This window comes from Mojavia sp., from assembly GCF_059505145.1.
Genome location: NZ_JCACKA010000068.1, coordinates 23,489 through 48,593, shown reverse-complemented (window position 1 = coordinate 48,593; position 25,105 = coordinate 23,489). Strand labels below are relative to the sequence as shown.

Annotated in this window: 23 protein-coding genes; 13 read left to right on the top strand and 10 right to left on the bottom strand. The window is 42.3% G+C overall.

Going from position 1 to position 25,105, the window contains the following annotated elements; genetic code table 11:
* Nucleotides 1-9: 9 nt before the first annotated feature.
* A complete protein-coding gene (locus tag AC5JL8_RS16275) occupies nucleotides 10-2,055 on the top strand; it encodes a BamA/TamA family outer membrane protein (RefSeq protein WP_495880735.1) in 2,046 nt (681 codons plus the stop codon).
* Between the two features lie 239 nt (nucleotides 2,056-2,294).
* Entirely contained in the window at nucleotides 2,295-3,911 is a 1,617-nt protein-coding gene (locus tag AC5JL8_RS16270) for a serine/threonine protein kinase (protein ID WP_495880734.1), read from the top strand.
* A gap of 113 nt (nucleotides 3,912-4,024) precedes the next feature.
* Here AC5JL8_RS16270 and AC5JL8_RS16265 read toward each other — a convergent pair whose 3' ends face one another.
* Nucleotides 4,025-5,179: a CapA family protein gene (locus AC5JL8_RS16265; protein ID WP_495880733.1), complete on the bottom strand. Its 1,155-nt coding sequence runs from the start codon at nucleotides 5,177-5,179 to the stop codon at nucleotides 4,025-4,027.
* 188 nt (nucleotides 5,180-5,367) lie between these two features.
* On the opposite strand from AC5JL8_RS16265, the gene AC5JL8_RS16260 reads away from it, so the two are divergent.
* Nucleotides 5,368-5,637 carry a hypothetical protein gene (locus tag AC5JL8_RS16260; protein WP_495880732.1) on the top strand — a complete coding sequence of 90 codons (270 nt, stop codon included), beginning with the start codon at nucleotides 5,368-5,370 and terminating at the stop codon, nucleotides 5,635-5,637.
* A 555-nt stretch (nucleotides 5,638-6,192) separates the two neighbouring features.
* Here AC5JL8_RS16260 and AC5JL8_RS16255 read toward each other — a convergent pair.
* On the bottom strand, nucleotides 6,193-6,336 hold the full coding sequence (locus AC5JL8_RS16255) for a hypothetical protein (protein WP_495880731.1): 144 nt from the start codon (nucleotides 6,334-6,336) through the stop codon (nucleotides 6,193-6,195).
* Nucleotides 6,337-6,428: 92 nt separating this feature from the next.
* Here AC5JL8_RS16255 and AC5JL8_RS16250 point away from each other — a divergent pair, with 92 nt between their 5' ends.
* The 4 genes from AC5JL8_RS16250 to AC5JL8_RS16235 all read left to right on the top strand — a co-directional run bounded on the left by AC5JL8_RS16250 (nucleotide 6,429) and on the right by AC5JL8_RS16235 (nucleotide 12,631).
* Nucleotides 6,429-8,000, top strand: coding sequence for a CPBP family intramembrane glutamic endopeptidase (locus tag AC5JL8_RS16250; RefSeq protein WP_495880730.1), 1,572 nt, complete (start codon nucleotides 6,429-6,431; stop codon nucleotides 7,998-8,000).
* Between the two features lie 745 nt (nucleotides 8,001-8,745).
* A complete protein-coding gene (locus AC5JL8_RS16245; RefSeq protein WP_495880729.1) occupies nucleotides 8,746-9,021 on the top strand; it encodes a TM2 domain-containing protein in 276 nt (91 codons plus the stop codon).
* A 433-nt stretch (nucleotides 9,022-9,454) separates the two neighbouring features.
* Complete coding sequence (locus AC5JL8_RS16240) at nucleotides 9,455-11,914, top strand: heavy metal translocating P-type ATPase (protein ID WP_495880728.1); 2,460 nt, start codon at nucleotides 9,455-9,457, stop codon at nucleotides 11,912-11,914.
* Between the two features lie 213 nt (nucleotides 11,915-12,127).
* Nucleotides 12,128-12,631, top strand: a complete 504-nt coding sequence (locus AC5JL8_RS16235; protein WP_495880727.1) for an FHA domain-containing protein — start codon at nucleotides 12,128-12,130, stop codon at nucleotides 12,629-12,631.
* A 508-nt stretch (nucleotides 12,632-13,139) separates the two neighbouring features.
* Here AC5JL8_RS16235 and AC5JL8_RS16230 read toward each other — a convergent pair.
* Entirely contained in the window at nucleotides 13,140-13,487 is a 348-nt protein-coding gene (locus AC5JL8_RS16230; protein ID WP_495880726.1) for a hypothetical protein, read from the bottom strand.
* Nucleotides 13,488-13,654: 167 nt separating this feature from the next.
* On the opposite strand from AC5JL8_RS16230, the gene thyD reads away from it, so the two are divergent.
* Complete coding sequence (gene thyD / locus AC5JL8_RS16225) at nucleotides 13,655-14,575, top strand: thylakoid membrane protein ThyD (protein ID WP_495880725.1); 921 nt, start codon at nucleotides 13,655-13,657, stop codon at nucleotides 14,573-14,575.
* A 72-nt stretch (nucleotides 14,576-14,647) separates the two neighbouring features.
* Here thyD and AC5JL8_RS16220 read toward each other — a convergent pair whose 3' ends face one another.
* The 3 genes from AC5JL8_RS16220 to AC5JL8_RS16210 all read right to left on the bottom strand — a co-directional run bounded on the left by AC5JL8_RS16220 (nucleotide 14,648) and on the right by AC5JL8_RS16210 (nucleotide 15,925).
* Nucleotides 14,648-14,890 (bottom strand): DUF8620 family protein, encoded by a 243-nt coding sequence (locus AC5JL8_RS16220; protein ID WP_495880724.1) that lies wholly within the window; start codon nucleotides 14,888-14,890, stop codon nucleotides 14,648-14,650.
* A gap of 115 nt (nucleotides 14,891-15,005) precedes the next feature.
* The gene (locus AC5JL8_RS16215) at nucleotides 15,006-15,428 is read right to left on the bottom strand and encodes a tetratricopeptide repeat protein (RefSeq protein WP_495880723.1); all 423 of its coding nucleotides are present in this window, start codon (nucleotides 15,426-15,428) and stop codon (nucleotides 15,006-15,008) included.
* 140 nt (nucleotides 15,429-15,568) lie between these two features.
* Nucleotides 15,569-15,925 (bottom strand): iron-sulfur cluster assembly accessory protein, encoded by a 357-nt coding sequence (locus tag AC5JL8_RS16210; RefSeq protein ID WP_495880722.1) that lies wholly within the window; start codon nucleotides 15,923-15,925, stop codon nucleotides 15,569-15,571.
* A gap of 326 nt (nucleotides 15,926-16,251) precedes the next feature.
* On the opposite strand from AC5JL8_RS16210, the gene AC5JL8_RS16205 reads away from it, so the two are divergent.
* The 4 genes from AC5JL8_RS16205 to AC5JL8_RS16190 all read left to right on the top strand — a co-directional run bounded on the left by AC5JL8_RS16205 (nucleotide 16,252) and on the right by AC5JL8_RS16190 (nucleotide 21,540).
* Nucleotides 16,252-17,886 (top strand): DUF6930 domain-containing protein, encoded by a 1,635-nt coding sequence (locus AC5JL8_RS16205; protein WP_495880721.1) that lies wholly within the window; start codon nucleotides 16,252-16,254, stop codon nucleotides 17,884-17,886.
* Between the two features lie 1,325 nt (nucleotides 17,887-19,211).
* The gene (locus AC5JL8_RS16200) at nucleotides 19,212-19,388 is read left to right on the top strand and encodes a ribbon-helix-helix domain-containing protein (RefSeq protein ID WP_495880720.1); all 177 of its coding nucleotides are present in this window, start codon (nucleotides 19,212-19,214) and stop codon (nucleotides 19,386-19,388) included.
* Nucleotides 19,389-19,626: 238 nt separating this feature from the next.
* A complete protein-coding gene (gene zds, locus AC5JL8_RS16195; protein ID WP_495880719.1) occupies nucleotides 19,627-21,066 on the top strand; it encodes a 9,9'-di-cis-zeta-carotene desaturase in 1,440 nt (479 codons plus the stop codon).
* A 24-nt stretch (nucleotides 21,067-21,090) separates the two neighbouring features.
* Complete coding sequence (locus AC5JL8_RS16190) at nucleotides 21,091-21,540, top strand: SRPBCC family protein (RefSeq protein WP_495880718.1); 450 nt, start codon at nucleotides 21,091-21,093, stop codon at nucleotides 21,538-21,540.
* A gap of 25 nt (nucleotides 21,541-21,565) precedes the next feature.
* Here the strand turns inward: AC5JL8_RS16190 and AC5JL8_RS16185 are convergent, their stop codons facing one another.
* From AC5JL8_RS16185 to AC5JL8_RS16175, 3 genes are all read right to left on the bottom strand, one after another.
* Entirely contained in the window at nucleotides 21,566-21,805 is a 240-nt protein-coding gene (locus AC5JL8_RS16185) for a 2Fe-2S iron-sulfur cluster-binding protein (RefSeq protein WP_495880717.1), read from the bottom strand.
* Between the two features lie 15 nt (nucleotides 21,806-21,820).
* The gene (gene cobQ / locus AC5JL8_RS16180; RefSeq protein WP_495880716.1) at nucleotides 21,821-23,296 is read right to left on the bottom strand and encodes a cobyric acid synthase CobQ; all 1,476 of its coding nucleotides are present in this window, start codon (nucleotides 23,294-23,296) and stop codon (nucleotides 21,821-21,823) included.
* A gap of 288 nt (nucleotides 23,297-23,584) precedes the next feature.
* Complete coding sequence (locus AC5JL8_RS16175; protein WP_495880715.1) at nucleotides 23,585-23,989, bottom strand: Npun_F0494 family protein; 405 nt, start codon at nucleotides 23,987-23,989, stop codon at nucleotides 23,585-23,587.
* A gap of 174 nt (nucleotides 23,990-24,163) precedes the next feature.
* Here AC5JL8_RS16175 and AC5JL8_RS16170 point away from each other — a divergent pair, with 174 nt between their 5' ends.
* A complete protein-coding gene (locus tag AC5JL8_RS16170) occupies nucleotides 24,164-24,601 on the top strand; it encodes a peroxiredoxin (protein ID WP_495880714.1) in 438 nt (145 codons plus the stop codon).
* Between the two features lie 68 nt (nucleotides 24,602-24,669).
* On the opposite strand, the gene AC5JL8_RS16165 is transcribed toward AC5JL8_RS16170, so the two are convergent.
* Nucleotides 24,670-25,074: a hypothetical protein gene (locus tag AC5JL8_RS16165; RefSeq protein WP_495880713.1), complete on the bottom strand. Its 405-nt coding sequence runs from the start codon at nucleotides 25,072-25,074 to the stop codon at nucleotides 24,670-24,672.
* Nucleotides 25,075-25,105 lie beyond the last annotated feature (31 nt).

The following is a 25,105-nucleotide window of genomic DNA, read 5'->3' as shown; positions in this document are numbered from 1 at the left end:
CTAAATATTATGCGAATTTCTTCTGCTACAATTTTTACTTTAGCGACTTTGGCGGCTAGTAATGCCACCCAGCAAGCAATGGCTGCACCTGCCAAAGACTCTATTCAAACCGAAAAAACAAGTAAATTGGTAGTTCCGGTAATTGAAGACTCACCAATACGCAAAGATGTGGTTGCAGCACCGGAAACCATACTCGCCCAAACATTTTCGCAAAATCCTGTGGTCGTGCAAAAAGATGTTAAAAACAATTCCACAGTAGTATTAACACCGAACAATGGGAATGGTAAAGTCTCACTTCCTCAGTCCGCTTCTGCAACTGACAATAACTTAGTTGTCACCGCTACGGATGTGCAGATATTGGGAGCTACTCAAGAATTACAGGAGATAATCCGCAAGGTAATTAAAACCCAAATCGGAGGAGACACTAGCCAAAGCCAGCTGCAAAGTGATGTGGCAGCAATTTTGAATACAGGTTTATTTATCAGTGCCAACGTGAACAGTCGCAGCACTCCATCTGGCTTGAATGTAGTGTATCAGGTACAACCAATAGTAGTGCGATCGCTGCAACTTTCTGGTGCTAAGGCACTTACTTATCAGGTAGCTCAAGCACAATTCCAATCTCAAGTTGGCACAGTTATTAGTCCGGCTGCACTCCAGCAAGCAGTGGCACAAATTAATAAGTGGTATACCGACAATGGTTACAACTTGGCACGGGTGCTATCAATCAAACCCAGCCGTGAAGGAATCCTCACAGTGAATGTAGCTGAAGGCTTGGTAGGCGATATCAAGTTTCGCTTTGTCAACGATGATGGCAAAACTATCGATAGCAAAGGCAATCCAGTTACAGGACGCACCAAACCAGATTTCCTACTGCAACAACTAAAGCTTAAGCCTGGTCAAATCTTCCAAGAAAATGCGGTACGGCAAGATGTACAGCAGTTATATCGTACTGGGTTATTTCAAAGTGTAAATGTTGCCTTAGAAGGCGATGCTACCAAAACTGATTTAATTTACGAACTCAAGGAAAATGGGGCCCGTGCCATTAACGTCGGTGGTAGTTACAACGCCGATCAAGGGCTTTTAGGCACATTAACTTATCAAGATCAGAATGTTGGCGGGATCAACGATACTTTAGGCGTGAATGTTGGCGTCGGGTTACGTGACTTCCAGTTTGATACTAAATTTAACAGTCCTTATCGGGAAACTAACCCCGATCGCTTAGGCTATACCATTAATGCCTTTCGCCGCCGGGAACTGTCGCAAACATTTGACGATGAAATCAAATTAGCAAATGGCGACCGAGCCAGAGAAGGTAAAATTGGGGCCGGGATTAGCTTTCAACGACCGATTGATGATTGGAATACTTCTTTGGGATTCAACTACAGCCGCACTAGTATCCGCGATCGCCAAGGTAATATTACCCCAACCGATGCCCAAGGAAATCCTCTAAGTGTAAGTGGTACTGGTATTGATGATTTGACTACTGTATCTTTCACCGCCACCAAAGACCGACGCAATAACCCCATCAATCCTACACAAGGTTCTGTCCTGAGTCTGAGTACAGAACAATCTGTGCCTCTTGGTCAAGGTAATATTTCTATGAATCGCGTTAAAGCCAACTACAGCCAGTATGTGCCACTACAATTATTTAACAGCAAACAACCACAAGTATTTGCCTTGAATCTCCAAGCTGGTACAGTATTGGGAACATTGCCACCTTATGAAACCTTTAACTTGGGTGGCTCTAATTCTGTGCGAGGATACGATTCTGGGGAAGTTGGTAATGGTCGCAGTTATGTTTTGGCTTCAGCAGAATACCGCTTTCCTGTGATTTCAGCATTAGGAGGCGTGTTATTTGCTGACTTTGCCTCAGACCTTGGTTCTGGTGGTAGCGTATTGGGAAATCCAGCAGGAGCGCGGGATAAACCAGGTATCGGTTTTGGTTATGGGGCCGGAGTGCGCCTCGACTCACCTCTAGGCGTTATCCGGGCTGATTATGGAATTAATGATCAAGGAGAAAGCCAAGTGCATTTCGGCATAGGCCAGCGTTTTTAATAAAAGCTAACTTATACCCAAAAGAATGAAGTCTGAAACAAGAAGGATGTAGTAAGGTTTTATCTTTCACATTTCATATTTCTTTTGTCAATGTATTATGAAAAAGACAAAACTGTTGCGATAATGGGGAGGTTTTTCCCACTGAGGGAGGAGCCGATTTCTTCCGAAATCCCTTATGGCTCAGGACTCAGTGCTTATCTGCTCACTCAGGACTAAGGACTCAGGACTCAAAAATCTCTATGTTAGCAGGTACAACTTTGCAGGGTGGAAAATATACCCTAAATCAGGAAATCGGACGTGGTGGCTTTGGAATTACGTTCAAGGCTACGCATCACTACTTAGGTCAGGAGGTAGTGATGAAAACTATCAACGAACGGCTGCGACAACATCCTGATTTTGCCAAGTTCGAGCGCCAATTCCAAGATGAGGCCAGACGATTAGCTACTTGTGTCCACCCAAATATTGTTCGGGTCAGCGACTTTTTTGTTGAAGCTGGACTACCTTACATGGTGATGGAATACATTCCTGGTGAAACCTTGGGTAATGCATTTGTATTGCCAGGAATACCTTTACCAGAAGCAACCGCAATCCATTACATCCGGCAAATTGGGGCAGCATTGCAGGTAGTACACAATAACGGTTTGCTGCACCGAGATGTTAAACCGGATAATATCATCCTGCGTCAAGGCACTCAGGAAGTAGTGCTGATTGATTTTGGTATTGCCAGAGAATTTAATGGTGGTGTAAGGCAGACGCACACGGGTATGGTTTCTGAGGGCTATTCTCCTATTGAACAGTACCTGTCACAAGCGCCGCGCACACCTGCCACAGATGTTTATGGTTTGGCAGCAACCTTGTATGCATTGCTGACAGCCCAAGTTCCTATGCCAGCACTACTGCGCGATCGCGAACAAATGCCCACCCCCCGCGAATTGCAACCCTACCTCAGCGCTGCTGTCAATCAAGCAGTAATGCGTGGTATGGCGGTGGAATCTCGTTTTCGTCCAGCTACAGTTGCTGAGTGGCTGAAACTGCTACCTGGGGATGGAGTGAATTTCGTACCCCAAGCCCTACCAACTCACACTGTTGCAACTATTAATTTATCGCAGCAACAAGCAGACAATCTTTTTGGCAGAACTGCCCATAATCGCAATAATCCAACAGCAAGTTTCAAGAATGCTAAAACACTTGCACAGAAACTAGCTGCTTCTAAAGTATTGATTGGCACAAGCGTAGCTGTTGTTGCTGCCACAGTCGGTTTTGGCATTACTAGTCTGTTACCTAGATCGCAACCGCAATCAACCTCACAACCAATTTTTGCCCAGCCTACAAAAGAACCGACTGCGGAATTACCTAGAATCAGGACTACAAACTCAGATAGCAGTAGAGAGACTAAGACCTCCCCATCTAAAGCTGCACCCGTTTCTACTACCACTACCACACGTCGCAAACGCAATCGTCGTGTTTATCAGGCAGAATCGCCAAGCAGCAATAGCACTAACAAAGCAGAATCACTACGCCCTGATGCTCAACAAAGTTCACCTTCGCCTAGTGCTTCTCCCTCTTCATCCTTAGTGGAGACATTACGGGCAATTCGCTCATCTCGTAATGCTTCTCCCTCACCAGCACCAGAAAATAATTCGCCTTCTTCTACTAAGGATGCCATCCCACCCCAGCCAGAGAAACAGTTCAATCCTGTAGTTATACCAAAACTCCAGGCACCACCAGAAACAAAAGCCTCAGATCCTCCAGCTGTGGTAGTACCAACTCAAGAGATCAGACAAAATTTAGCCCCTGAAAATCAATCCCAAAAGGATGATAAACCGCAGGGCAAACCACTAGAAGTTAATAATTAATTATCTCAAATAGGAAGTAGGAAAATCACCCCAAAATTGCTAATGTTAAACTCTTTCCTTTTCGTTATCACAGAGAAATTGGGGTGTGTTTGCGTGAGAATTTTGAAAAATTTCTACTTGCTATTCATTACCACGATTTCTCCCTGATTATTAATCTTTACCGGATTTTTAGGAAAATCTTGATTATTTAAATAACGCAGAAGTCCTACAATCCGAAAACGCTGATCAACATAAGGAATTCCCTGACGATCAAGATGAATAGGAATAATTTTACCTGACACTAAATTGCCTTTGGAGTTAAGTTTCGCTTCCAAAATCATTGAGTAACCTGTTTCAGCCGCTGTTGATAAAGTTCGGTATCCCAAAAAGTTACCCAAAGAATAAGCAATCAGTTTTCCTTTATAAATTTCTAACGCCCTGGGAACGTGAGGGCCGTGTCCTAGAACTAAGTCCGCCCCCATATCAATCATGGTTCGGGCAAACTTTATAGAATTGCCTCTGTTTTCTCCATAAAAGAATTCTGTTTCATTCTTAACACGCAGTGCCCCTGTTCCTTCGGCTCCCACCTGCATTGATACAACTACGATGTTTGCATTATTTTTAGCTTTTGCTACCAAGGCTCTAGCTGCTTCTAAATCGTGGACAGAATTATAAGCATCATAGGTAGTAAATCCGATCATTGCCACCGGAATATTATTAGCTTCTAGATAAAGAATTTGATTTTTATGCCCTAAAGTTTCAATACCAACACCAGCAAGATTGTTTACGGTATCTTGAAACCCCACCGGGCCGAAGTCCATTGCATGATTGTTCGCTACATTGAGTACATTAAATCCAACATCAGCAAATAGCTGGGCATAATTAGGTGGGGAGCGAAAAGCAAAAACTTGTCCTCGGCCGATATCTTTAGCACTATATGGATAATGAGTTAAGCTACTTTCAAAGTTACCAAATAAAATATCAGCACCTTGCAAATAAGTTCTCACCGACTGTGGTAGCAGCTGATTGCGAAAGCGTGGCAGTCTGTAGTTAGGAAAATTAGTGCCAGGGATTATATCTCCAACAGCTTTAATGATGATTGTGTCTGAAGGGGTTTCCTGATAATCAGGTTCAACAAATGGAAATGGCAGAGTTTCAGTCGGTGTTGTAGCAGCATCTGACTTTTGTACTTGCCCAAAACGAATGATAATTCCTATACTAATACCCAAACAGAAGCAGAAACTGATAAAACTCACTGATAATAGACGCCCCAGCTTCTGATTAACCATTGTTTGCTCCTCACGCAATGGCATTAGTTTATCCCATAAACTAGCGTCATCGGTATATATTCTGCTGCGATTTAGGCAAAATCTTAACTACATATCGTCGGAAATTTACTTATAAAATTTTAGCTATTTTCAGAAATGGCTTTCTTACCATGTGTAGTCATAAATATCGATTTTCTAAGGTCATACTTATGAATCGCTGTACATCTGTTCTTTTTGCAAGCTTAATAGCATCCTTTGCAACTTTAGCTATTGCTCAAAATACTGATGCTACAACATGCACACTTTACCGTAATTGCCACTATCATACTTCTGATAGCTATAAGCCTAGCTATAAATATAACTTTGAACAAGACACGAATAAGTATCTCTACAAAAGCGGCTTTCTCAGCATATTCGTCATTATTCTCATAACGAAAATAGCACAAGCTGCATTAAATTCGTGGCTGACTAAAGCCTAAAATTGTCTGTATCTTCTTTTTTAATCTATAACTTGCGATCACATGATTGCGCGGAGCGCAGCCAAATTGTCTGAGCCACACTTTCGTTATCAATTAGTAATAGGTTTTTCACAACTACATAAGATATTTGATTAAGCTCGTTTGACTACATAACCAATTACTCATCATTGAATAGCACAAGTCAGGATTCTCTTTATAAAAAGTTACACATCGCTAGCGCGTAAAATTTAGCTTATTTTACTTTGCCCTGATTTATATAGGAATCCGCTTTAATTTATGAACTGATTTGCGTAGGCAGGGAATAGGCAATAGGCAAGCTTGCAACGGGAAAGAAGGCTTCCTAGTTGTACTGAGCTTTTTCAAAAATCAAATATGAGTCCTATAGCGATCGCCTACTTTATCAGTAAACATACTGTTGTGAGTTTGGGCATACATAGGAGAATCTTAGGTTCATACGAGTACATTGTCTAGTCCTCCAGGATTGCCGCAAGTAATCCTGGAAATTTTTTTGTATTTAAGAAACCTAAATTAGCGATTGCGCGGAGCGCAGCGCAATCATGCGATCGCGTAGCGCGCCCTAGCCTCCAACCGCAGGGAGTGCGGTTGCCATATCCCTTCAGGACAAGGGACGGATTCCAAAAAGGAACCCGCCGAGGCTATACGGGCGATCGCAGACTCATAAATTGATGCTATCCACAATCCTTTTATCTGAAAAGCTATCCACCTCCTACTGTTTCTTGCGATAATTCCCAAGGGGACGCGCTCTAAACTGGTTAGTCAAGGGGGAATAGATGACTATTAAGCGGTTGGGTTTAATTGGGCTGACACTGATATCTTTGGTATTGTCTGGCTTATCGCTATTCAGCAGCTGGCAGGAACCTCAATTTCAAAGTCGCTTAGAACTGTACCAAACAAACATTGCCCTACAAGCTCAAGCCTGGCAGCCAGAAGATAACAAAGACGAATTCCAGGGAATACAGTCAGCAATACTTGGTGATAAACCCCTAGAAAACGCTACCAAGCAATATCAAGAAGCACGAAAATCGGCGCAAACCAATTTAGTCACAGCCAAGAATAAACTTGAAAAGCTGCGTTCTCAATCAGTTACCACTCCCATACCTCCTAAACCCCTACCAGAAACTGATTCTGCTAAAAATATCTCCAGCCCACAGGAGCAACAGTTACAGCAGTCCCTCAACCAACTGCAAAAATTGCTGGTTGAATTAGACTTACGGCTGGGAATTTTACACGCACAGCAAGGAAAGACAGATATAGCGCTGAAGACTTGGAATGATTTGCAGCAACGCTCAGATATTAATCCCGAATTTAGAGAAACATCTGCTGTTTTAATTGGACTGTGGAGTGATCCCCCCCGTCTTCTACCAAATGCCCAAGAGCTGATTCAAAAGAATTTAGATGGTTGGTTTCGCTCTACTGCTCTAGTGCAACTGTACCAGCTCCAGCAACGTCAAGAAGCACTATCAGCAGTTAAAGCTACACAACAACAAGCTGCTACCCAAGCTGTGTTGAAATTAGCGGTGATTGGTATCATCCCTACATTGGCAGCTTTGACAGGTATCATCCTGCTGATTTTTGTGTTTGCTCAACTCTTAGTAAAAGGCAAAGCCGCTTTCTTGGCTCAAAATGCTGATGTACCTTGGACAACGCCTTGGGGTGGAGAAACGGTTCTCCAGGTTTTTGTCCTGGGCTTTTTCTTGATGGGACAACTTTTTGTACCTCTGATATTCTCGCTGATCCCCGTTCCCCTTGCTAGCGGTAATGTGCGAATTCAGGCTTTTTCCGTATTAATTCGTTATCTGTTAGTAGCATCAGGTGCGCTGTGGGTGCTGTATTCATCAATTAAGCGCTTTTTCCCTTTACCAGAATTTTGGTTTCGCTTCAATTTCCAAGGTAAGTGGTTTTTGTGGGGGCTAGGTGGCTATTGCGCTGCTTTACCCATAGTTGTGCTGGTATCTTTAATTAATCAACAACTATGGCAAGGGCAGGGTGGTAGTAATCCTTTGTTGCAACTAGCACTAGAAAGCCAAGATACGGTAGCACTAGGGATATTTTTCTTAACAGCTGCGATCGCAGCCCCCTTATTTGAAGAAGTCCTGTTTCGTGGGTTTTTGTTGCCTTCCCTGACTCGTTACTTACCCGTCTGGGGAGCAATTTTGGTCAGTAGCTTGCTGTTTGCGGCTGCACACCTTAGCCTGTCAGAAATTCTACCGCTGACATCCTTGGGGATCGTTTTAGGAGTAGTTTACACGCGATCGCGTAACCTTCTCGCTCCTATCCTCCTCCATAGCCTTTGGAATAGCGGCACACTACTCAGCTTGTTTATACTAGGAAGCGGTAATTAATTATACTTCAATACTACAGTTGCTAAAAGGTAAATATTTGCTTATACCTCCTTATAGGGCAATAATTTACTAGTTATAAATAGTGATAAGCATGAATCAATGCTAGCTTCAGGTTAGATACGGCTGATGTAAAAGTCGTTCTGCCAAAAGAGCTAAATACATAATAAAATATCCCAGTAAAAATTCACTCTTCTCTAGGCCTTTTAGCCTCGGTAGAGATGTTGATTGCCCTTCCAAGCTATTATTGGTTGAAATTATTGGGAAAGCAGGCAGCAGCAATTAACCAGAGTTATCAAAACTCTACTGCTTTGTACTTTGGTTACCGCAAAATTTTTTCCAGCCTTTAGGTAAATACCTAACACTGATACTGCCCACAAAACGTGTCTTCATCATTGCACCCAACTTAAAAAAAGTCCGGACATAAAACTGATGGACTTGTAGAAAGGGGTATCGCAGCATAAGAGTTTTTGCTGATGATTTAAGGTTCATTCTCCTCAAGAGAAATGATTAATCGAAAAAGCTGTAAAACTATTTTGCTGTTGGTAGTCAAACTTCCGAATAGTAAGGAGCGCCATAATTAGCGTTCCCTACGGGATGGTAGGAGATTGATTGTGGCTATCGATTTAGGGCAGTGCTTCTACAACAATAAAAGTAAAAATATATTTACTTGCTAAATATATTAATTTATTTTTTTATTTAGAAATAATTTAAAATTACACCTTATTTATCAAGGAGCAGCACTTATATGGCAAATCTCAACCCTAGTCATACCACTAAACAACTTATGGCTGGTTACTGTGGCATTATTTTCGGGGGCTTTGGAGTGCATAAGTTTATTCTAGGATACTCTCCAGAAGGCTTCATTATGTTGGTTATTTCTGTAGTTGGAGGTACTTTTACTTACGGATTTACTTTTTTGATTATGCAACTTGTAGGTTTGATTGAAGGCATGATCTATTTGAACAAATCTCACGAAGAATTTGTAGATACCTACTTTGTGAATAAGCAAGGTTGGTTCTAGGAAAAATTCTAACCTTACAATTGCATTTCTATATTTAGGCTAAGTATCCTGGGTGCATACTTACAATTTATCTCTACTGATATGCTAACCCTCAAACGTCAAAAGTTTACCTTGGCCTTGCTCCTAATGCTAGGTATGGGGTATTTCAGCGCTATGTCTAATTTGGAAATTCACTATTTTTTGAAAAGCCTGATTGCCGTCATGCCTATGCAGATTGCAGCATTAATCTACATGAGCCGAAAGGGTACAGGGGACAGGAGCCAGAGGTCAGTGTGAATTTTCCCTAGCCCCAGTTCTTGATCCCTGGCTCCTATGAATTGATAAATAAAAATGTTTGACATACAGTCGTAGTTCCAGATTTCGCCTACCCTCGAAATAGGACGCTTTTATTGTGGCGTTGTATTTTCGTAGCGAATCTAACTAAACTCTTGCCATGCAACTTGTCCCAGAAACCAAGCTCACCCAAGAATCCACCCCAGTAACAGAGAAAATAATTCTCGATGTTGGAGGCATGAAGTGTGCTGGGTGTGTGACCGCTGTAGAAAAACAGCTTACCCAACATCCAGGAGTCAAGAGTGCCTCTGTCAACCTGGCAACAGAAGTAGCAATTGTAGAGTCGGAAACTGGTGCGGTAGAGCCAGATTCACTGGCACAGCGATTGACAGCCAATGGTTTCCCAACTAAACCCCGAACAGCAAGCAGTGTAACAGGTGAAATATCCACCCTAGAAGATCCAGGCGCACGACAGCGCCGAGAAATGCACTCTGCACTCAGGCAGTTGGTAATTGCTGGGGTGCTGCTTGTGTTATCGGGAATTGGACATTTTGGTAATATTGGTGGCTCAGTATTGCCATTTTTAAACAACATTTGGTTCCACTGTGGATTAGCAACGGTAGCACTACTAATTCCAGGTCGCCCGATTTTGGTAGATGGCTGGCTGGGCTGGCGGCGTAATACGCCTAATATGAATACCCTCATAGGGTTGGGAACGCTGACAGCCTACACTGCTAGTTTAGTGGCATTGCTATTCCCTCAAATGGGTTGGGAGTGCTTTTTTGACGAACCAGTAATGATGTTGGGCTTTATTCTGCTGGGAAGGACTTTAGAGCAACAAGCTAGAGGACGCGCCGCCGCCGCATTTAGGCAGCTGCTAGCACTACAGCCACAGGTAGCCCGATTGATTGCCAATCCAGAAAAAGTTAGGCAAGAAACTGATAAGGAAGGTTCTGGTGGTAGCCAGGATTCCTTAGGCGTGTCAGCTATTGTAGAAATTCCCGCAGAACAAGTGCGGATTGGTGAATGGTTACAGGTGTTGCCTGGTGATAAAATCCCCGTTGATGGAGAAGTTCGCTTTGGACAAACAACGGTGGATGAGTCGATGCTGACTGGGGAAGCCGTACCAGTCATCAAGCAACCAGGGGATATAGTGACAGCAGGTACTCTCAACCAGTCGGGAGCGATCGCTATCCAAGCAACCCGTACAGGTAGCGATACAACTCTAGCTCATATTGTTGCTTTAGTTGAAGATGCTCAAACTCGTAAAGCTCCAGTTCAGAGATTAGTAGATACAGTAGCTGGTTACTTTACCTATGGTGTATTGGCAGCGTCTTTATTAACATTTATCTTTTGGTACTTTTTTGGCACTCATATTTGGCCAGATATTATCATGCCAGCGGGCATGGACATGACAAGCCACGCTGCCCATATTCCTCAACACTCAGTACTGACCATTAATCACTCTCCTCTGTTAGTTAGCTTAAAATTAGCGATCGCAGTTATGGTAGTTGCTTGTCCCTGTGCTTTAGGCTTGGCTACACCAACAGCAATTCTTGTTGGAACCGGCATAGGTGCAGAACGAGGTCTGTTAATCAAAGGCGGCGACGTTTTAGAACGGGTACACCAGCTAGATACCATAGTCTTTGATAAAACAGGTACTCTCACCACAGGTAATCCCACCGTGACAGATTGTCTGCTGATTGGAGAATCAGAGACTGGCAGACAATCTTCCCAATCCCTTCTGCAACTGGCAGCCGCAGTAGAAAGTGGCACATACCACCCGCTAGCCAAAGCAATTCAACAGGAAGCACAGCAACAACAGTTATCCATCCCAGAGGCTGTAGACTTTCATACAGAACCTGGACTCGGCGTATCTGCTGTAGTGGAAGGTACAGCTGTATTGCTGGGAAATTGGGAATGGTTGAGTTGGCATGGAATTGCTATTAGCGAAACTGCACAACAGGTGGCTCAGAAACTGGCAACAGATGGTAAAACCGTTGTTTGCGTAGCAGTTGGGGGAACTTTAGCTGGACTCCTCGCCGTGTCTGATACCCCCAGACCAGATGCTCAAGCTACAGTAGATAAGTTACGCCAGATGGGTTTACGGGTCATGCTACTGAGTGGTGATAGATTAGAAGCCGCTAGTGCTATTGGTAAACAACTGGGGTTAGATAGTGCTGATGTCATAGCAGGTGTCCCACCTAGCAAAAAAGCGGCCGCTATCGAAGAATTACAAGTCAAATTTGCATCTAAAGTCGCAATGGTCGGAGATGGGATCAATGATGCTCCAGCTTTATCCCAGGCAGATGTAGGAATTGCTTTATACTCAGGAACAGATGTGGCAATGGAAACAGCTGCAATTGTGCTGATGCGCGATCGCTTGAGTGATGTTGTCGAATCAATTCACCTCAGCCGCGCTACTTTCAACAAAATCCGTCAGAATTTGTTTTGGGCTTTTGCATATAATACAATTGGCATCCCTCTAGCAGCAGGTATTTTGTTACCTAGTTTAGGTTTTGTCCTTAGCCCATCTGGAGCCGCTGCATTAATGGCCTTTAGCTCCGTTAGTGTTGTTAGTAACTCAGTTTTACTACGGCGGTTGGCTCATCGATCATAATATTCTTTTTTAGCGGTAATATTCTAAGTTACAGCTCAGTTTTGCCTCTGTGAGTTAAACTAAATCCGTATTCAGGTGTTATATATCTTTCCAAACCTGATGGGATTACCACAAGTAAAAGTAGCAAGAGTAGAACAGCAATATTCTACTCTTTTCAGCAAATACGCAAGTTAATACTTATCAAAGCAGTATCACAGACTTTAATGCGTGAGAATGGCAAAAAACGATTATAGACAAATCTTGATTAATCACAGTTCAACCGAATATAGCAACGATGCGTCAATGGCAACAGAAACGAATGAAAGTCATCTACTGATTATTGAAGATGATCAAGGTCGTAAGGAATTTTCTCTAGAACACCCCGTCTATTCTATCGGTAGAGACCGCGAGTGCAATATCCGCTTGGTGTCGCAGTTTGTCTCCCGCCGCCATGCCACATTGGTAAGATTGCCACGAGAGCATAATAGTCATAGCTATTATTACCGAATTGTAGATGGCGATGCTAAAGGTAAGCTGAGTTCCAATGGTCTGATGATTAATGGACGCAAGATGCCAGCCCACGATTTAAGAAATGAAGACGAAATTGTTTTCGGCCCTCAGGTACGTGCCATTTATTACCTGCTAAAGAATGTGCAGCGATCGGGTCAAACGGATGCTAGCGAGTACGATATTACACTAATAAACCCCGGTATGGCAGAGGATATAGAGGATATATAAAACTAAACATATAAGTACTCGTGCAAAATAAATTATCTAGTTGGGAGAGGGAACAGGAAATAGAAGCACACAGTAGTTTCAGCCGTTTTGAGAAATGGCTAAGTATTTATGGGTGGGTACTTAAGAGACTTCCAAATAAAAATATAATGCCAGGGGAGCAGGGAGCAGGGAGCAGGGGGAGGAAAGTCGTTTTAATTCCAGAATTGGTTAATTTATTTTTTGGAGTTCCCTAACTTGAATTCCAAGTTGTTTTTTAAAAAATGTAAAGCTGTAAACAGCAAGCCTTGCCACAGGCTAGCCGCTTGTCGTCAGATATTGCGACATCTGCGTATAGGTAAAGACGTGAGATTTTCACAATCTATTTGATATAGAAAAACTTGCAACGCCTCAAGCAGTTTTTTTTATACAAATATCCTCTTACTCAATTTTGACTATGTTGACTTGTTGCTAGAGCTAGCTTTGCGCTCTAGCTAGCCGCAGCGGACGTCCAGATAACAAGCAGCAATATTTATCCTGCTAGACTTTCAATCAGATGCCAATGGCGACTATGTTCAATCGCTTCCTTAACAAATTCAAACACTTGTCGGCAGTGATTCACAAGTTGGAGTGGTAATTCCCCATTTTTCACCACAATACTTAACCGAGTTTCTACATCAGTCGCTGTTGATTTATCAATAAAGACTTCTACTGTAACTAACTTAGAGAAAGTAACAGTACCAGGATACTCACGAGCCATAATGTAATCGGCTGTGTAATATTGAACATCCAATTCACAATCTTGTAGAAGTTCTACAAGCAACGGTTGGAGATGGTCAATAGGAACAGAAACAATAAATGAACAGGTATAGCGAGCCATAATAGCCCCACGCCTTGCAACACTCCGTCCATCCTATAATATCGAAGCATCTAAACGGCAAGTGTTTATAGATTGATTAAAGAAACGAACTCACTCATAAGCAAGGTGGTAAAAGCTGAAAATTTGATAAAAAACTTTAAAATAGGAATTTGGCGGAGGTGCGCATAATGAAAATCGCAATTGCTGGAGCAACAGGATTTGTAGGCAGTCGTGTGGTAAAACGACTCCATCAAGAAGGTAATAAAGTACTAGTGTTAACACGTAACACCGCCCATGCTCAAAGGATTTTTCCCTCAAAAAATTTTCCAAACGTAGAAATTGTTGCGTATACACCCATTGCATCCGGTTCTTGGCAAGATGCCATTGCATCTTGTGATGGTGTAGTTAACTTAGCAGGAGAACCTATCGCCGAAGAACGCTGGACACAAGAACACAAGCAAGAAATTCTGAATAGCCGTAAGCTAGGTACACAAAAAATAGTAGAAGCAATAGCAAAAGCTAACCCCAAACCTAAAGTATTAGTTAACGCTTCGGCTATTGGCTATTACGGCACTAGTGAAACTGCTACCTTTGACGAAACAAGCCAGTCGGGGAATGATTTTCTCGCCCAAGTCTGCCAAGCTTGGGAAGCAGAAGCCAGCAAGGTAAAAGATGTTGGTGTGCGACTAGTAATTCTGCGTCTGGGTATTGTCTTGGGGATGGGTGGCGCTTTGGGTAAAATGATTACTCCTTTCAAACTCTTCGCTGGTGGGCCGATTGGCAGTGGTCGGCAGTGGTTTTCTTGGATTCACGTAGACGATTTAGTTAATCTAATTTTGCAAGCTTTAACCAACCCGGAAATGGAAGGAGTATATAATGCCACCTCACCCAACCCTGTTCGGATGGCAGATTTGTGCCAAACTATGGGACAGGTGATGAATCGTCCTTCATGGTTACCTGTCCCTGCTTTTGCGCTGGAAGCCCTCTTGGGCGATGGAGCGATAGTAGTTTTAGAAGGTCAACAAGTCTTTCCTAAACGCACTGTGGAGGCTGGCTTTGAGTACCAATATCCTAATGTGAAATCAGCACTCACAGAAATTTTGGATTAAAAATTAAAGACCCCAAAGATAAATCTGGGGTCTTGAAAAATTTTGCATAGGATTTCACTATTGAAGTATTGACTAATCCGCCTGGAATTTTTGAGAAATCCAGTTGATCAGACCGCTTAAAAGAGCGCCTGCCATGAGAATACCAATAGCTGGGTTAAATACAGGTTGCCACAATTTATGCCACAAATCCAAACCTAAATTGAATCCAGAGGCATCAGCAATAGCCGCGATCGCTAACCACCCAAAGCCAAACAAAACTAAGAATACATCTGCGACTAAAACAAAGTTTAGCCAGCTTAAAAATTTCTCTTTCATCAGCTGTCGTGTCTTCAATTAGTCTAAAAACTGCAAATTGGTTATGGGTAATAGTTAGTTGTCTGTTGTTGCCAGCTAATGACTGCTGACCATCGACAACTAACACGATTACCAATTACTTGTCAAACAACCAGCCTTTGACTTTTGCCAAACTCTGCCAATCTGGTTTTCTAGTTAAACCGTCTTCAATGCTGTTTTTGATTTCATCTTCCCATTCTTGATTTACAAAAATTAACTGTTGGGCGAAATCAATATGTTCTCGTAAACCTTTTTGACCAGTTTCTAGCATAGCAACAGCGAGATTAATTCTGGCCTGTGGGTCTTGTGGATTTAACTTTACTGCTTTCTGTGCTGCTTTGTAAGCTAAATTGGCTTTGTTATCGAGCAGATACAACCACGCCAAACAAGTCCAAGCAGGACTACTTCTAGGAGCGCGATCGCAAACTTCTTTAAATACAGGAATTAAAGAAGCTACGTCTTCTCCGGCTTTATAACGTTCCAAACCTGTATCAAACAGGGATTCAACTGTATTAGTCATTAGTCATTGGTCATTGGTAATTGGTGAGTCAGTGCGGTTTTGGGGGTTTCCCTCATGAGCAACTGACGAACCCGGAGGGTCATCGATTATCGGTCATCAGTCATTAGCAACTAACAACTGACCCCTGACAAAGGACAATCTTACACTCCAAATGACTTACCGCAACCACAGGTTTGGTTGGCATTGGGGTTGGTGAATTGAAAACCGCCACCAATCATGGCATCGCTATAATCGAGCATTAAGCCATACAGATATAGTAAGCTTTTGCGATCGCAAACAATTTTGAAGCCATCATAGTCAAAAACTTCATCCTGAGGGGTGATCTTAGTAGTGTCTTCAAAGTCCATCATGTAAGACATCCCAGAGCAGCCACCTTGTCTGACTCCTACCCTTAAGCAGAAATCTTGGCCTTGCCTGTCACGAAGAAATTTTACTTGGCGTAGTGCTGCTTCGCTCAACTGAATTCCGCGTTGTTGCGGTTGAGTAGCTTGTGTCATCTGGTTTTTCAACTCCTTAAGTGGTCTAACTACTAACTTGTATAGGCATATTACTAGTTTTGGATTGCCTTTGGTGTTTTTGTATTCATTCTAGCGACATTGATGTCTCTAGATGCCAAATTGTAAAGACTGCACCAAAAGCAGCTAAAGCTTTTTATTCTAGAATTGAGAGACTCGGTGCGTTTAGATATTCGCTATTTTTGGAAATTAAACTTAGGGCAGCCTGAGTTGCAACCAATCTTCAGGTGCAGCCAGGAAGATTTCATCTTAAACTAGTCATTCCCAAAAGTTGACGAACATATAGCTTCTTTTAATTAATTTACTCTATGACAAGTTTTAATCGCTCTACTAGTCGTCGGCTAAAGAAATTAACTCAAATTCCTTCTGTGTGGGAGGGCGATCGCCGTCCATTGTCATCATCACAAACCCAGCCAAGAGACTCAGAGAGTAAGGGCGATTGCATTCTTTGGGTAGATGGCTCCCAAGGTGTTGTGAGAGGCATGGATGTGGTAGGAACAGAAACCGGACCAGAGGCAGTTGTTCGCACTTTAATGCGAGCTATGGAGCATCCTCATAGCCCTGCCAAACCTGCTCGACCCCAGAGAATTGTAGTACGAGACCGTGAGATTCAATTTTATTTGCGCGGTGTGCTGCAAGATTTGGATATTGCTATTGACTATGCACCGGAATTGCCTTTGATTGATGAACTGTTTCGTTCCTTTGCTGAAATTCTCGATAGTCAAATTCCTGATTTACCGCCACAGTATGCACAAATCTTACAAGAAAAAGCATTTGCGATTTGGCAGGCATCTCCTTGGGAATTTTTAGAAGAACAGCAAATCTTGTCTATAGAAATCAATAAGTGGGATGTAAATAAACTCTATGCCTCAGTGATGGGAATGCTGGGGATGGAATATGGGATTTTGTTATATCGTTCAGAAGAGTCGCTAAAGCGTTTTCGGGCAGCAGTTTTAAGGGATGAGGAGTCACAAGGACGTTTAGAAGAAGCTTTCCTCAAGCAAGATTGTCTGTTTCTCACCTTTGAACATAGTGACGACACAGATGAAGACGAGGAGGGCATAGGAGATTTAGCAGAGCTACCGCTATCAGAAATTGATCCCACCTTTGGTAATATCCACCCTTTAGAAGGACTCAGGTCTGTTTTATATGACGAAGAGGCGCTTGTCGTTTTTGTGGCCCTAGAAAGTCTTAACCGCTTTATCCGCGATCACCGCCGCCAGCTTGATGGAGACTCCTTCCCCAGTCTAAGCCGTCGCTATCGGATTTCGCTGCCCCAGCCTGATGAATCGGCTAAATCAGTTTCTGTAACTGTCTCTACCATGCCAGAGTTGGCAGCAGAATTAGAGGAAATGGCAGGCTTAGATGGCCAAGATGAGGTCATGGGGGAATATGACTCTCCAATGTTTCATTCATTACGAGATGATTTGATTCCAGAAGACTCTTTTCTAAGTTTGGGCGTAGTGTCTTGGGAGATGCTGGAATATTTACGTCAGGGAGCCACATATCATACTGTCGGTGAAATTACACAAGTAGGTGATGGGTTGCCTGTGATTTTAATTCAAACTTCCCGCCCCAGAGCTAAGACGGTAATTGAAAATCTGGAGGCGGCTGGTGGACTGAAAGCAATTTGCTTTAATCCAGGCGCAGATCCTTTTGATGGCAATCACTACGACTTGGGTTTACTACAAACACAAAATGGTGAATTGTTCCTGTTCGGTGAATTTTTAGATGATGACCCCATTCATGTAGAAGCCAGAAAAAAATGGAATCGGCGGTGTAAAAATACTAAAGGCTACTGTGGCTTAATTATTGCTAAAGGGCTGACAGGTTCTGCCCGTGGAAACCCTCAATTACGAGATATGATGGCTCTTTTTGAGGCGCGATCGCTTTCACCAAAAGATTTAGGCATCGGTACTCTTCAACTCGTACCTCAACTTTAATTTAAATGATAGTTCAAGTCATAACCACAGGTGAACAGAAAATTTATACGAAGCGTTATTATTTTGACGTTGATCTGTGGTAATTACTCATTTTCTAGAGTATTCATCATGAGTATTTAATCCAAAAATTATACCAGGCTTAATTTTTAGCCGGATTTTGACCTTCAGATTGCGACTGCTAGGTTAAACGCTCCTAGTGTTCAGTAGGGCTAGAAATGCACTCTACCTATCTAGCCATGGCAATTCTGGTAAGGAAATAGCACTTCGGCGATATCGTCTCGTTGCGAGCATAGGTTATTTATCAGAACTTTATGAAGTAGCTATATTCTCGTCTATGTTTTAGTAATCGCTAAAGTAATAACAATGTATATTATATTACAGTAGATATCAACTATCTCTGTAATATTTAGGTGCAATTAACCCAAACATATTTATTTGTATATTTATCTTTTGTCGTGATTTATTTTGAGTTTAGTATTCTACTGTTTGTCAATCTTATTCATCAAAAATTTAGTCTATTTAGGCTTACTTTGTAAGTCTTTTATAAAGCCTAAAAAATGATATAATCCTGCTTTTGAATAAAGTTTATTTAAAGTTTGCTAATCATGACTCTAAAAAATACACTTTGGAAATATTGAAGTGTACAATATTTTTTATCCAGTAGATATCAAGTTAACAATGTTTGAATAACAAACTTTTTGCTGGTGATTTCAAGTCTAGTCAATCATCTTGAGTGCAGCAACTAACTGTCAAGTAGGTGTGGCATATCCAGGTTGATGAATAGGGCAAAGAAATCAAAAGACAGAAAGTTCGTAAAGCACTTGCTCTTCTGGAGCGAGCATTTTTAGTAAGACTAATAGTGATTGACTTCAAACTAGATATGCTACAAATCATATACAAGGCAGGGTTGAATAGTGTTTATGCTCCAGAGCTTGATTTGACTTATTATAGATATCTCCTCCAGAGGTTGGTAGCGAGCATGGTTGAGAAAGGAAACCAAATACATTTGAGCAAGAAAAATATGCACACATATTATTTAATTAAAAGTACAGAGTGAATCTAACTTATCAAGTTGATTAGTCCACTTTAGCCATTCTTTTTCTGTAGTCAATTCGTTTAATGACTAGGTGCGCTATTGTTGCTGCCACAATAGTCAAAAATGAATTTTGGCTTTGATATTTTATTGGAAAATGCAGAAATATGCAAAACTGGCATTTTTACTATTAGTGACATTGCTTGTTTACTGTCACTAAATCTGATAGTCTTATCCTTCTCATTTTTAGTTAGTTAGTTACCACTAACAAGGTTAATATACAGCACATAGCATGATAATGACAAATAAAAAATGGGCGGTAAAACGTATAACTGTTAATCTTGCAGCACAAGAAGCAGACAAACTAGAACAATACTGTCAGCAAACAGGTAGGCCTGCGACCGATGTCATTCGGGAACTGATTAGAGGTTTACCTAATTCTGATGAAACCAAAGAAGCCAGCAAGTAAAAAGGTATTTAATAGTAATACTTACGATACTTGTTTTTAATTTGTTGTCAGAGACGAGAGTTTTATGGCTGTTACCAATGTCATGTTCCTCTCGTCTGGGTAATAAAATTTGATTGAGTATAAGTTAGGAGGGTCGGACACCGCTGTGTCCTTAGATGTTTCGAGAGTGGATATTAAGTAGCAAATTCCGGCACCAAGCCAGTTACAATCTGTAAAGAAACTGAAAAGGAGCGACGGAATGCGCGTTGCAATCGTAGGTGCAGGATTAGCTGGGCTAGCAACTGCTGTGGATTTAGCTGATGCTGGTTGTGAAGTCCAAATTTTTGAATCTCGTCCGTTTGTTGGTGGTAAAGTTGGCAGTTGGGTAGATGGCGATGGCAACCATATTGAGATGGGGTTGCACGTATTTTTTGGCTGCTACTATCAACTGTTTGACTTGATGAAGAAAGTAGGGGCATTAGAAAATTTACGTTTGAAAGAACACACCCATACCTTTATCAACAAAGGGGGGCGCACTGGTGCTTTAGATTTTCGCTTCTTGACAGGCGCACCATTTAACGGATTAAAAGCATTTTTTACTACTTCTCAACTCTCCTTGCAAGATAAATTGCAAAATGCGATCGCCTTGGGAACTAGCCCGATAGTTCGGGGTTTGGTCGACTTTGACGGGGCGATGAGAACCATTCGCAACTTAGATAAAATTAGCTTTGCCGACTGGTTTCGCAGTCATGGTGGTAGTGAAGGTAGCATTAAACGGATGTGGAATCCCATCGCCTATGCTTTGGGATTTATTGATTGCGAAAACATTTCTGCCCGTTGTATGTTGACAATCTTTCAATTTTTCGCAGTGAAAACCGAAGCTTCAATAATGCGGATGCTGGAAGGTTCCCCCCATGAATACCTGCACAAACCCATATTGGAATATCTAGAAGCTAGAGGTACTAAGGTTTATACTCGGCGACAAGTGCGAGAAATTCAGTTTGTTGAAGAAGGGGAACAAGCGCACGTTACTGGCATAGCAGTTGCCCAAGGTGATACAGAAGAAATTATTACTGCTGATGCCTACGTCTTTGCCTGTGATGTGCCAGGGATTCAACGCATCCTACCTCAGCAGTGGCGTAAGTGGTCAGAATTTGACAATATTTACAAGCTGGATGCAGTGCCAGTAGCAACAGTACAGCTGAGGTTTGATGGTTGGGTGACCGAATTGCAAGATGGAGAACAACGCAAACAGCTGAATCATGCAGCTGGGATAGATAATTTGCTTTACACTGCCGATGCTGACTTTTCTTGCTTTGCTGATTTAGCCTTGGCTAGCCCTGCTGATTATTATCGTCAAGGACAAGGTTCATTATTGCAGTTGGTACTGACACCGGGAGATCCATTTATTAAACAAAGCAATGAAGCGATCGCCCAGCACGCTCTCAAGCAAGTGCATGAATTATTCCCCTCATCACGGGAATTAAATATGACTTGGTACAACGTCGTAAAACTTGCCCAGTCTCTCTACCGAGAAGCACCGGGAATGGATGTGTACCGTCCCAACCAAAAGACGCCAGTATCTAACTTTTTCCTAGCCGGAAGTTATACACAGCAAGACTACATCGATAGCATGGAAGGAGCGACAATTTCCGGGCGGCGGGCGGCAAAAGTAATTTTGGAAACTGTGAAAAAATAACCAACCGCAGAGGAAGAAGACAGAATGCCAGACTGGTTAGAACATAGTGTCCAAGTTGAGGTAGAGGCTCCTATAGATTTAGTATGGAGTCTCTGGTCTGATTTGGAGCAAATGCCACGTTGGATGAAGTGGATTGATTCGGTTAAAGTTCCGCCGGATAATCCAGATATCTCTCTGTGGAAGCTGAGTACAGGCGGTTTGAATTTTACCTGGAAATCCCGTATTCTCAAAGTCATCCCCAACCAAATTATCCAATGGGAATCAATTGATGGTTTGCCAAATCAAGGAGCGATTCGCTTTTACGATCGCCACGGTAGTAGCATTGTCAAAATGACTATTTCCTACGCTATCCCTGGCTTTATTGGCAAAATCATGGATAACTTGTTTTTAGGACGGGTGGTAGAGTCGACTATTCAAGCTGATTTAGAAAGATTTAAACAATACGCCCTAGCAAGGATGAAGGATGAAGGCTAAAGGTTAGAATTGTAAACTTCATACCTCACCAAGTAGGGTCACTAAAAAGATTAATCGTCAATTGTTCGCGTCCTGGTGGTACTGCTGTAATACAAGCGCGGATGGTATCTCCATCTTCTAATTCCACAGTGCAAGCGTGACAAGTCCCCATAAGACAGCCAGTGGGGATAAATATCCCCGCCCGATCTGCTACATCCAAGAGGGCTTCTCCAACTTCAGCATTGACTGTGACATCATCTGGTAAAAAGCGGACGCGAACACTCATGAAATACCAACCTAATTAGGACAAAAAGAGTGTTAAATCTAAATGATTTTCAATTTCAATAGCGAGAGAATCCAATGTATGTTCTCGCTGTTCTCGGTAGTTGGCAACACCCGTAGGCAAAGATTTCAAACCCCGCTGTTGACGCAGGCGATTTAACCAAGCGCGTCGCCAAGGGCCATTGTCAAAAATTCCGTGGAGATAAGTACCCCAAACCGATTGACAACTATCTACTAACCCTAAATTAACATCGTCAAATAGGGGTTGGTAGGCTTGGCTATCTCCTTGCTGCTCAATACGCGATCGCCCCTGATGGATTTCAAACCCATTAACTGGTAGCCCCATTTGCGGATAATTCGAGCTAACTTGGCGCTGGCGGGCAATTTTTTGCCCTGTGATTACTGTTCTTATAGGTAATAAATTTAGTCCTTGATATCTGCCAGCTTGTCCCTCTATTCCCTCTGGATCGGCTATCATCTGACCCAAGATTTGGTAGCCACCGCAGATGCCTAAAACTGTTCCACCAGAAGCGGCATAGTTTTGTATTGCTTCTGCCATACCGCTTTTTTGGAGCATGATCAAGTCAGCAATTGTCGTTTTAGTCCCTGGAATAATTACTGCATCAGGATGACCTAAATCTTGCTTGGGACTCAGGTATTTCACTGATACTGTGGGTTCTGATTCTAGCGGATCAAAGTCGGTAAAGTTAGCAATTCTTGGTAAGCGGATAACAGCAATGTCGAGATCGGCTTGGCTTTTGTGCGATTTACGTTCCAACAGATCGAGGGAGTCTTCTGCTGGTAACATATGTTCTAAATAGGGAATAACACCAATAACTGGGATACCAGTACGTTCTTCTAACCATTTTATCCCCGGATCTAAGAGTGATCGCTGTCCGCGAAATTTGTTAATTACTATACCTTTAATCAGGTCTCGTTCATCTTGGTCTAATAACTCTAGAGTGCCGATCACATGGGCAAAAGCACCACCCCGGTCAATATCAACTACTAATATTGTGGGTGCATTCAAGTATTTTGCTACCCGCATATTAGTCAAGTCGCGGTGCTTGAGGTTAATTTCCGCCGGACTACCAGCACCTTCGCAAACCAACAAGTCAAATTCTGTCCCTAAATGCTGTAGGGATTCTTCAATTGTCCGCCAACCAAGTTCAAAATATTGCTCGTAGTAATCTATAGCGCTGACTTTACCTACAGATCTACCTTTAATAATTACTTGGGAAGTCATGTCCCCTTGGGGTTTAAGTAAAATAGGATTCATTTCTACCCAAGGAACAACTCCCGCCGCCCAAGCTTGTACAGCTTGGGCATAACCAATTTCTCCACCACTGGCTGTTACATAAGCATTTAAAGCCATATTTTGACCTTTAAAGGGAGCCACTCGCCAGCCACGCCGCGACAGAATGCGACAAATAGCTGTAGTTAAGAGTGATTTCCCTGCGTGGGATGTTGTCCCCACAACCATAATTGATTTCATAGATCACTATTATTTTTTAAGATTAGAAGCAAATTTAAAGGGGAAACGGCAATATAGCAACTTGTTTGTCAACAGTTAACAAGCCAGGGCAGAGGCATACAGCCCTAGACTCAGAGGATACCATAGCACCTCTGCCATCCTCTGTTAACCCATATTTGCTCTGTACTTCCCATCAACACCGTTTACATTGAGTTAGATGGTTATGATCAAGACTTGATAAATGGTGTCGATGCTTACGTATATATTGTTCCCTTTTACTTCCTAATCCTAACTTCTTGGTTTTTCATTCTAAAACGGCAGTCTTAACCAACGAGTCACAAAATTATATATGCGATCACCCCATGAGGGATGACGCCAATTTTTTCCTTGGTATTGTTCTGCTAACTGCTGACCTAAAGGAGTCAGACGAAAACTATCAGTAATTCCTTGTCCATCAACTTCTCGCCGCAGTACGCCTACTTGAATGAGCCAAGACAAAGCGTTATCACAAGCCAATTCTGACAAAGGACGCTTGGTATAGCCATGCTGGATACCATTATCTTGGGCGATCGTACTTAATGGCACACTTTGGTGACGCATGGCTGCTAATAAACCAGGATTGAAGGGAGAACACACTAGCGATCGCTCAGCTCGTTCTACAGTGCTTTGAGGATAGGAAAATGTTTTGGGGTTTTGGTAATTAACGCTAGGCATATTGAATTGCAGTAATTTTTTTCATAATTAACAATCAGGCAGTAGTTCAAGGGCTGCTATGCTAAAGCATATTTTTGAGAATGTTTGTTTTGTTTCTTAGATAATTCATTTAAACATTGTAAATTATTGTAAAATTTCAAATGCCCCAACAATCTCAAACAGGAAAGGTTCATTATGCCTCTAGCAGTTGGTACGGATGCACCTGCGTTTACCACCAAAGATACTAACGGCAATACTGTCTCATTATCTGATTTTGCAGGTAAGACAGTAGTTTTATATTTTTACCCCAAAGATGACACTCCAGGTTGTACCAAACAAGCCTGTAGCTTCCGGGATGCTCAAGCTGATTATCAAGGTAAAGATGTTGTAGTGCTGGGAGTGAGTGCAGATGATGAAGCGTCCCATCAGGCATTCACTGCTAAATATAATTTGAATTTTCCTTTACTGGCTGACACCGACAAAAGCCTAATCAAAGCTTACGATGTTGATGGCGGTGGTTATGCCAAGCGTGTTACCTACGTCATTGACCCCAACGGTAAAATCATCCACGTTGACGCTAGCGTTAATACAGGTACTCATGCTAGTGATGTTTTAACTGCACTAAAGCTGTAGTTGTTTCACCTAATTTTATTTTATGCCTTGTTTCCCCAACAGAGGCGGAAGCAAGGCATGATGATGATTTAGTTTTTTGCTGGTTGTGTCTGCCCCAAAGGTATATTTGCTGGAAAAGGAGTGATTGGTAAACTTTGGTTTACCTGCGGTTGTTGGCCTGCATTTTGAATTGCTTGTTGCTGTCTTTTTCTAAACTCAAGAGCTGCTTCGTCTAATTGTTGGTTCTGTTGTTGAGAGTTCCAGTTGAGAGTCCCAAAATTAGCTCGGTGAATCAAATCAAACATATTGAAATCTGAGTTACCGCCACGGGAGAACGGATCGACATTATTATTTTGGTTGGAATCCGCGCCAGGAAAGGAATCTACGGTATTGAGTTGAGCCAAACTCGGTTGAGCCATGAGCAAGGAAGCGCAGCCAATTCCAGCCACGGTAGTAAATGCAAGTTTGGCGATGGGTAGCAATGGTTTTTTCATGAGTTTTTACCCTAAATTTTTTACAAAGAAA

Excerpts from the sequence above, each read along its gene's own strand:
- AC5JL8_RS16275 (WP_495880735.1), top strand. The coding sequence starts at position 10 with ATGCGAATTTCTTCTGCTACAATTTTTACTTTAGCGACTTTGGCGGCT.
- AC5JL8_RS16270 (WP_495880734.1), top strand. The coding sequence starts at position 2,295 with ATGTTAGCAGGTACAACTTTGCAGGGTGGAAAATATACCCTAAATCAG.
- AC5JL8_RS16265 (WP_495880733.1), bottom strand. The coding sequence starts at position 5,179 with ATGGTTAATCAGAAGCTGGGGCGTCTATTATCAGTGAGTTTTATCAGT.
- AC5JL8_RS16260 (WP_495880732.1), top strand. The coding sequence starts at position 5,368 with ATGAATCGCTGTACATCTGTTCTTTTTGCAAGCTTAATAGCATCCTTT.
- AC5JL8_RS16250 (WP_495880730.1), top strand. The coding sequence starts at position 6,429 with ATGACTATTAAGCGGTTGGGTTTAATTGGGCTGACACTGATATCTTTG.
- AC5JL8_RS16245 (WP_495880729.1), top strand. The coding sequence starts at position 8,746 with ATGGCAAATCTCAACCCTAGTCATACCACTAAACAACTTATGGCTGGT.
- AC5JL8_RS16240 (WP_495880728.1), top strand. The coding sequence starts at position 9,455 with ATGCAACTTGTCCCAGAAACCAAGCTCACCCAAGAATCCACCCCAGTA.
- AC5JL8_RS16235 (WP_495880727.1), top strand. The coding sequence starts at position 12,128 with ATGGCAAAAAACGATTATAGACAAATCTTGATTAATCACAGTTCAACC.
- AC5JL8_RS16230 (WP_495880726.1), bottom strand. The coding sequence starts at position 13,487 with ATGGCTCGCTATACCTGTTCATTTATTGTTTCTGTTCCTATTGACCAT.
- thyD (WP_495880725.1), top strand. The coding sequence starts at position 13,655 with ATGAAAATCGCAATTGCTGGAGCAACAGGATTTGTAGGCAGTCGTGTG.
- AC5JL8_RS16220 (WP_495880724.1), bottom strand. The coding sequence starts at position 14,890 with ATGAAAGAGAAATTTTTAAGCTGGCTAAACTTTGTTTTAGTCGCAGAT.
- AC5JL8_RS16215 (WP_495880723.1), bottom strand. The coding sequence starts at position 15,428 with ATGACTAATACAGTTGAATCCCTGTTTGATACAGGTTTGGAACGTTAT.
- AC5JL8_RS16210 (WP_495880722.1), bottom strand. The coding sequence starts at position 15,925 with ATGACACAAGCTACTCAACCGCAACAACGCGGAATTCAGTTGAGCGAA.
- AC5JL8_RS16205 (WP_495880721.1), top strand. The coding sequence starts at position 16,252 with ATGACAAGTTTTAATCGCTCTACTAGTCGTCGGCTAAAGAAATTAACT.
- AC5JL8_RS16200 (WP_495880720.1), top strand. The coding sequence starts at position 19,212 with ATGATAATGACAAATAAAAAATGGGCGGTAAAACGTATAACTGTTAAT.
- zds (WP_495880719.1), top strand. The coding sequence starts at position 19,627 with ATGCGCGTTGCAATCGTAGGTGCAGGATTAGCTGGGCTAGCAACTGCT.
- AC5JL8_RS16190 (WP_495880718.1), top strand. The coding sequence starts at position 21,091 with ATGCCAGACTGGTTAGAACATAGTGTCCAAGTTGAGGTAGAGGCTCCT.
- AC5JL8_RS16185 (WP_495880717.1), bottom strand. The coding sequence starts at position 21,805 with ATGAGTGTTCGCGTCCGCTTTTTACCAGATGATGTCACAGTCAATGCT.
- cobQ (WP_495880716.1), bottom strand. The coding sequence starts at position 23,296 with ATGAAATCAATTATGGTTGTGGGGACAACATCCCACGCAGGGAAATCA.
- AC5JL8_RS16175 (WP_495880715.1), bottom strand. The coding sequence starts at position 23,989 with ATGCCTAGCGTTAATTACCAAAACCCCAAAACATTTTCCTATCCTCAA.
- AC5JL8_RS16170 (WP_495880714.1), top strand. The coding sequence starts at position 24,164 with ATGCCTCTAGCAGTTGGTACGGATGCACCTGCGTTTACCACCAAAGAT.
- AC5JL8_RS16165 (WP_495880713.1), bottom strand. The coding sequence starts at position 25,074 with ATGAAAAAACCATTGCTACCCATCGCCAAACTTGCATTTACTACCGTG.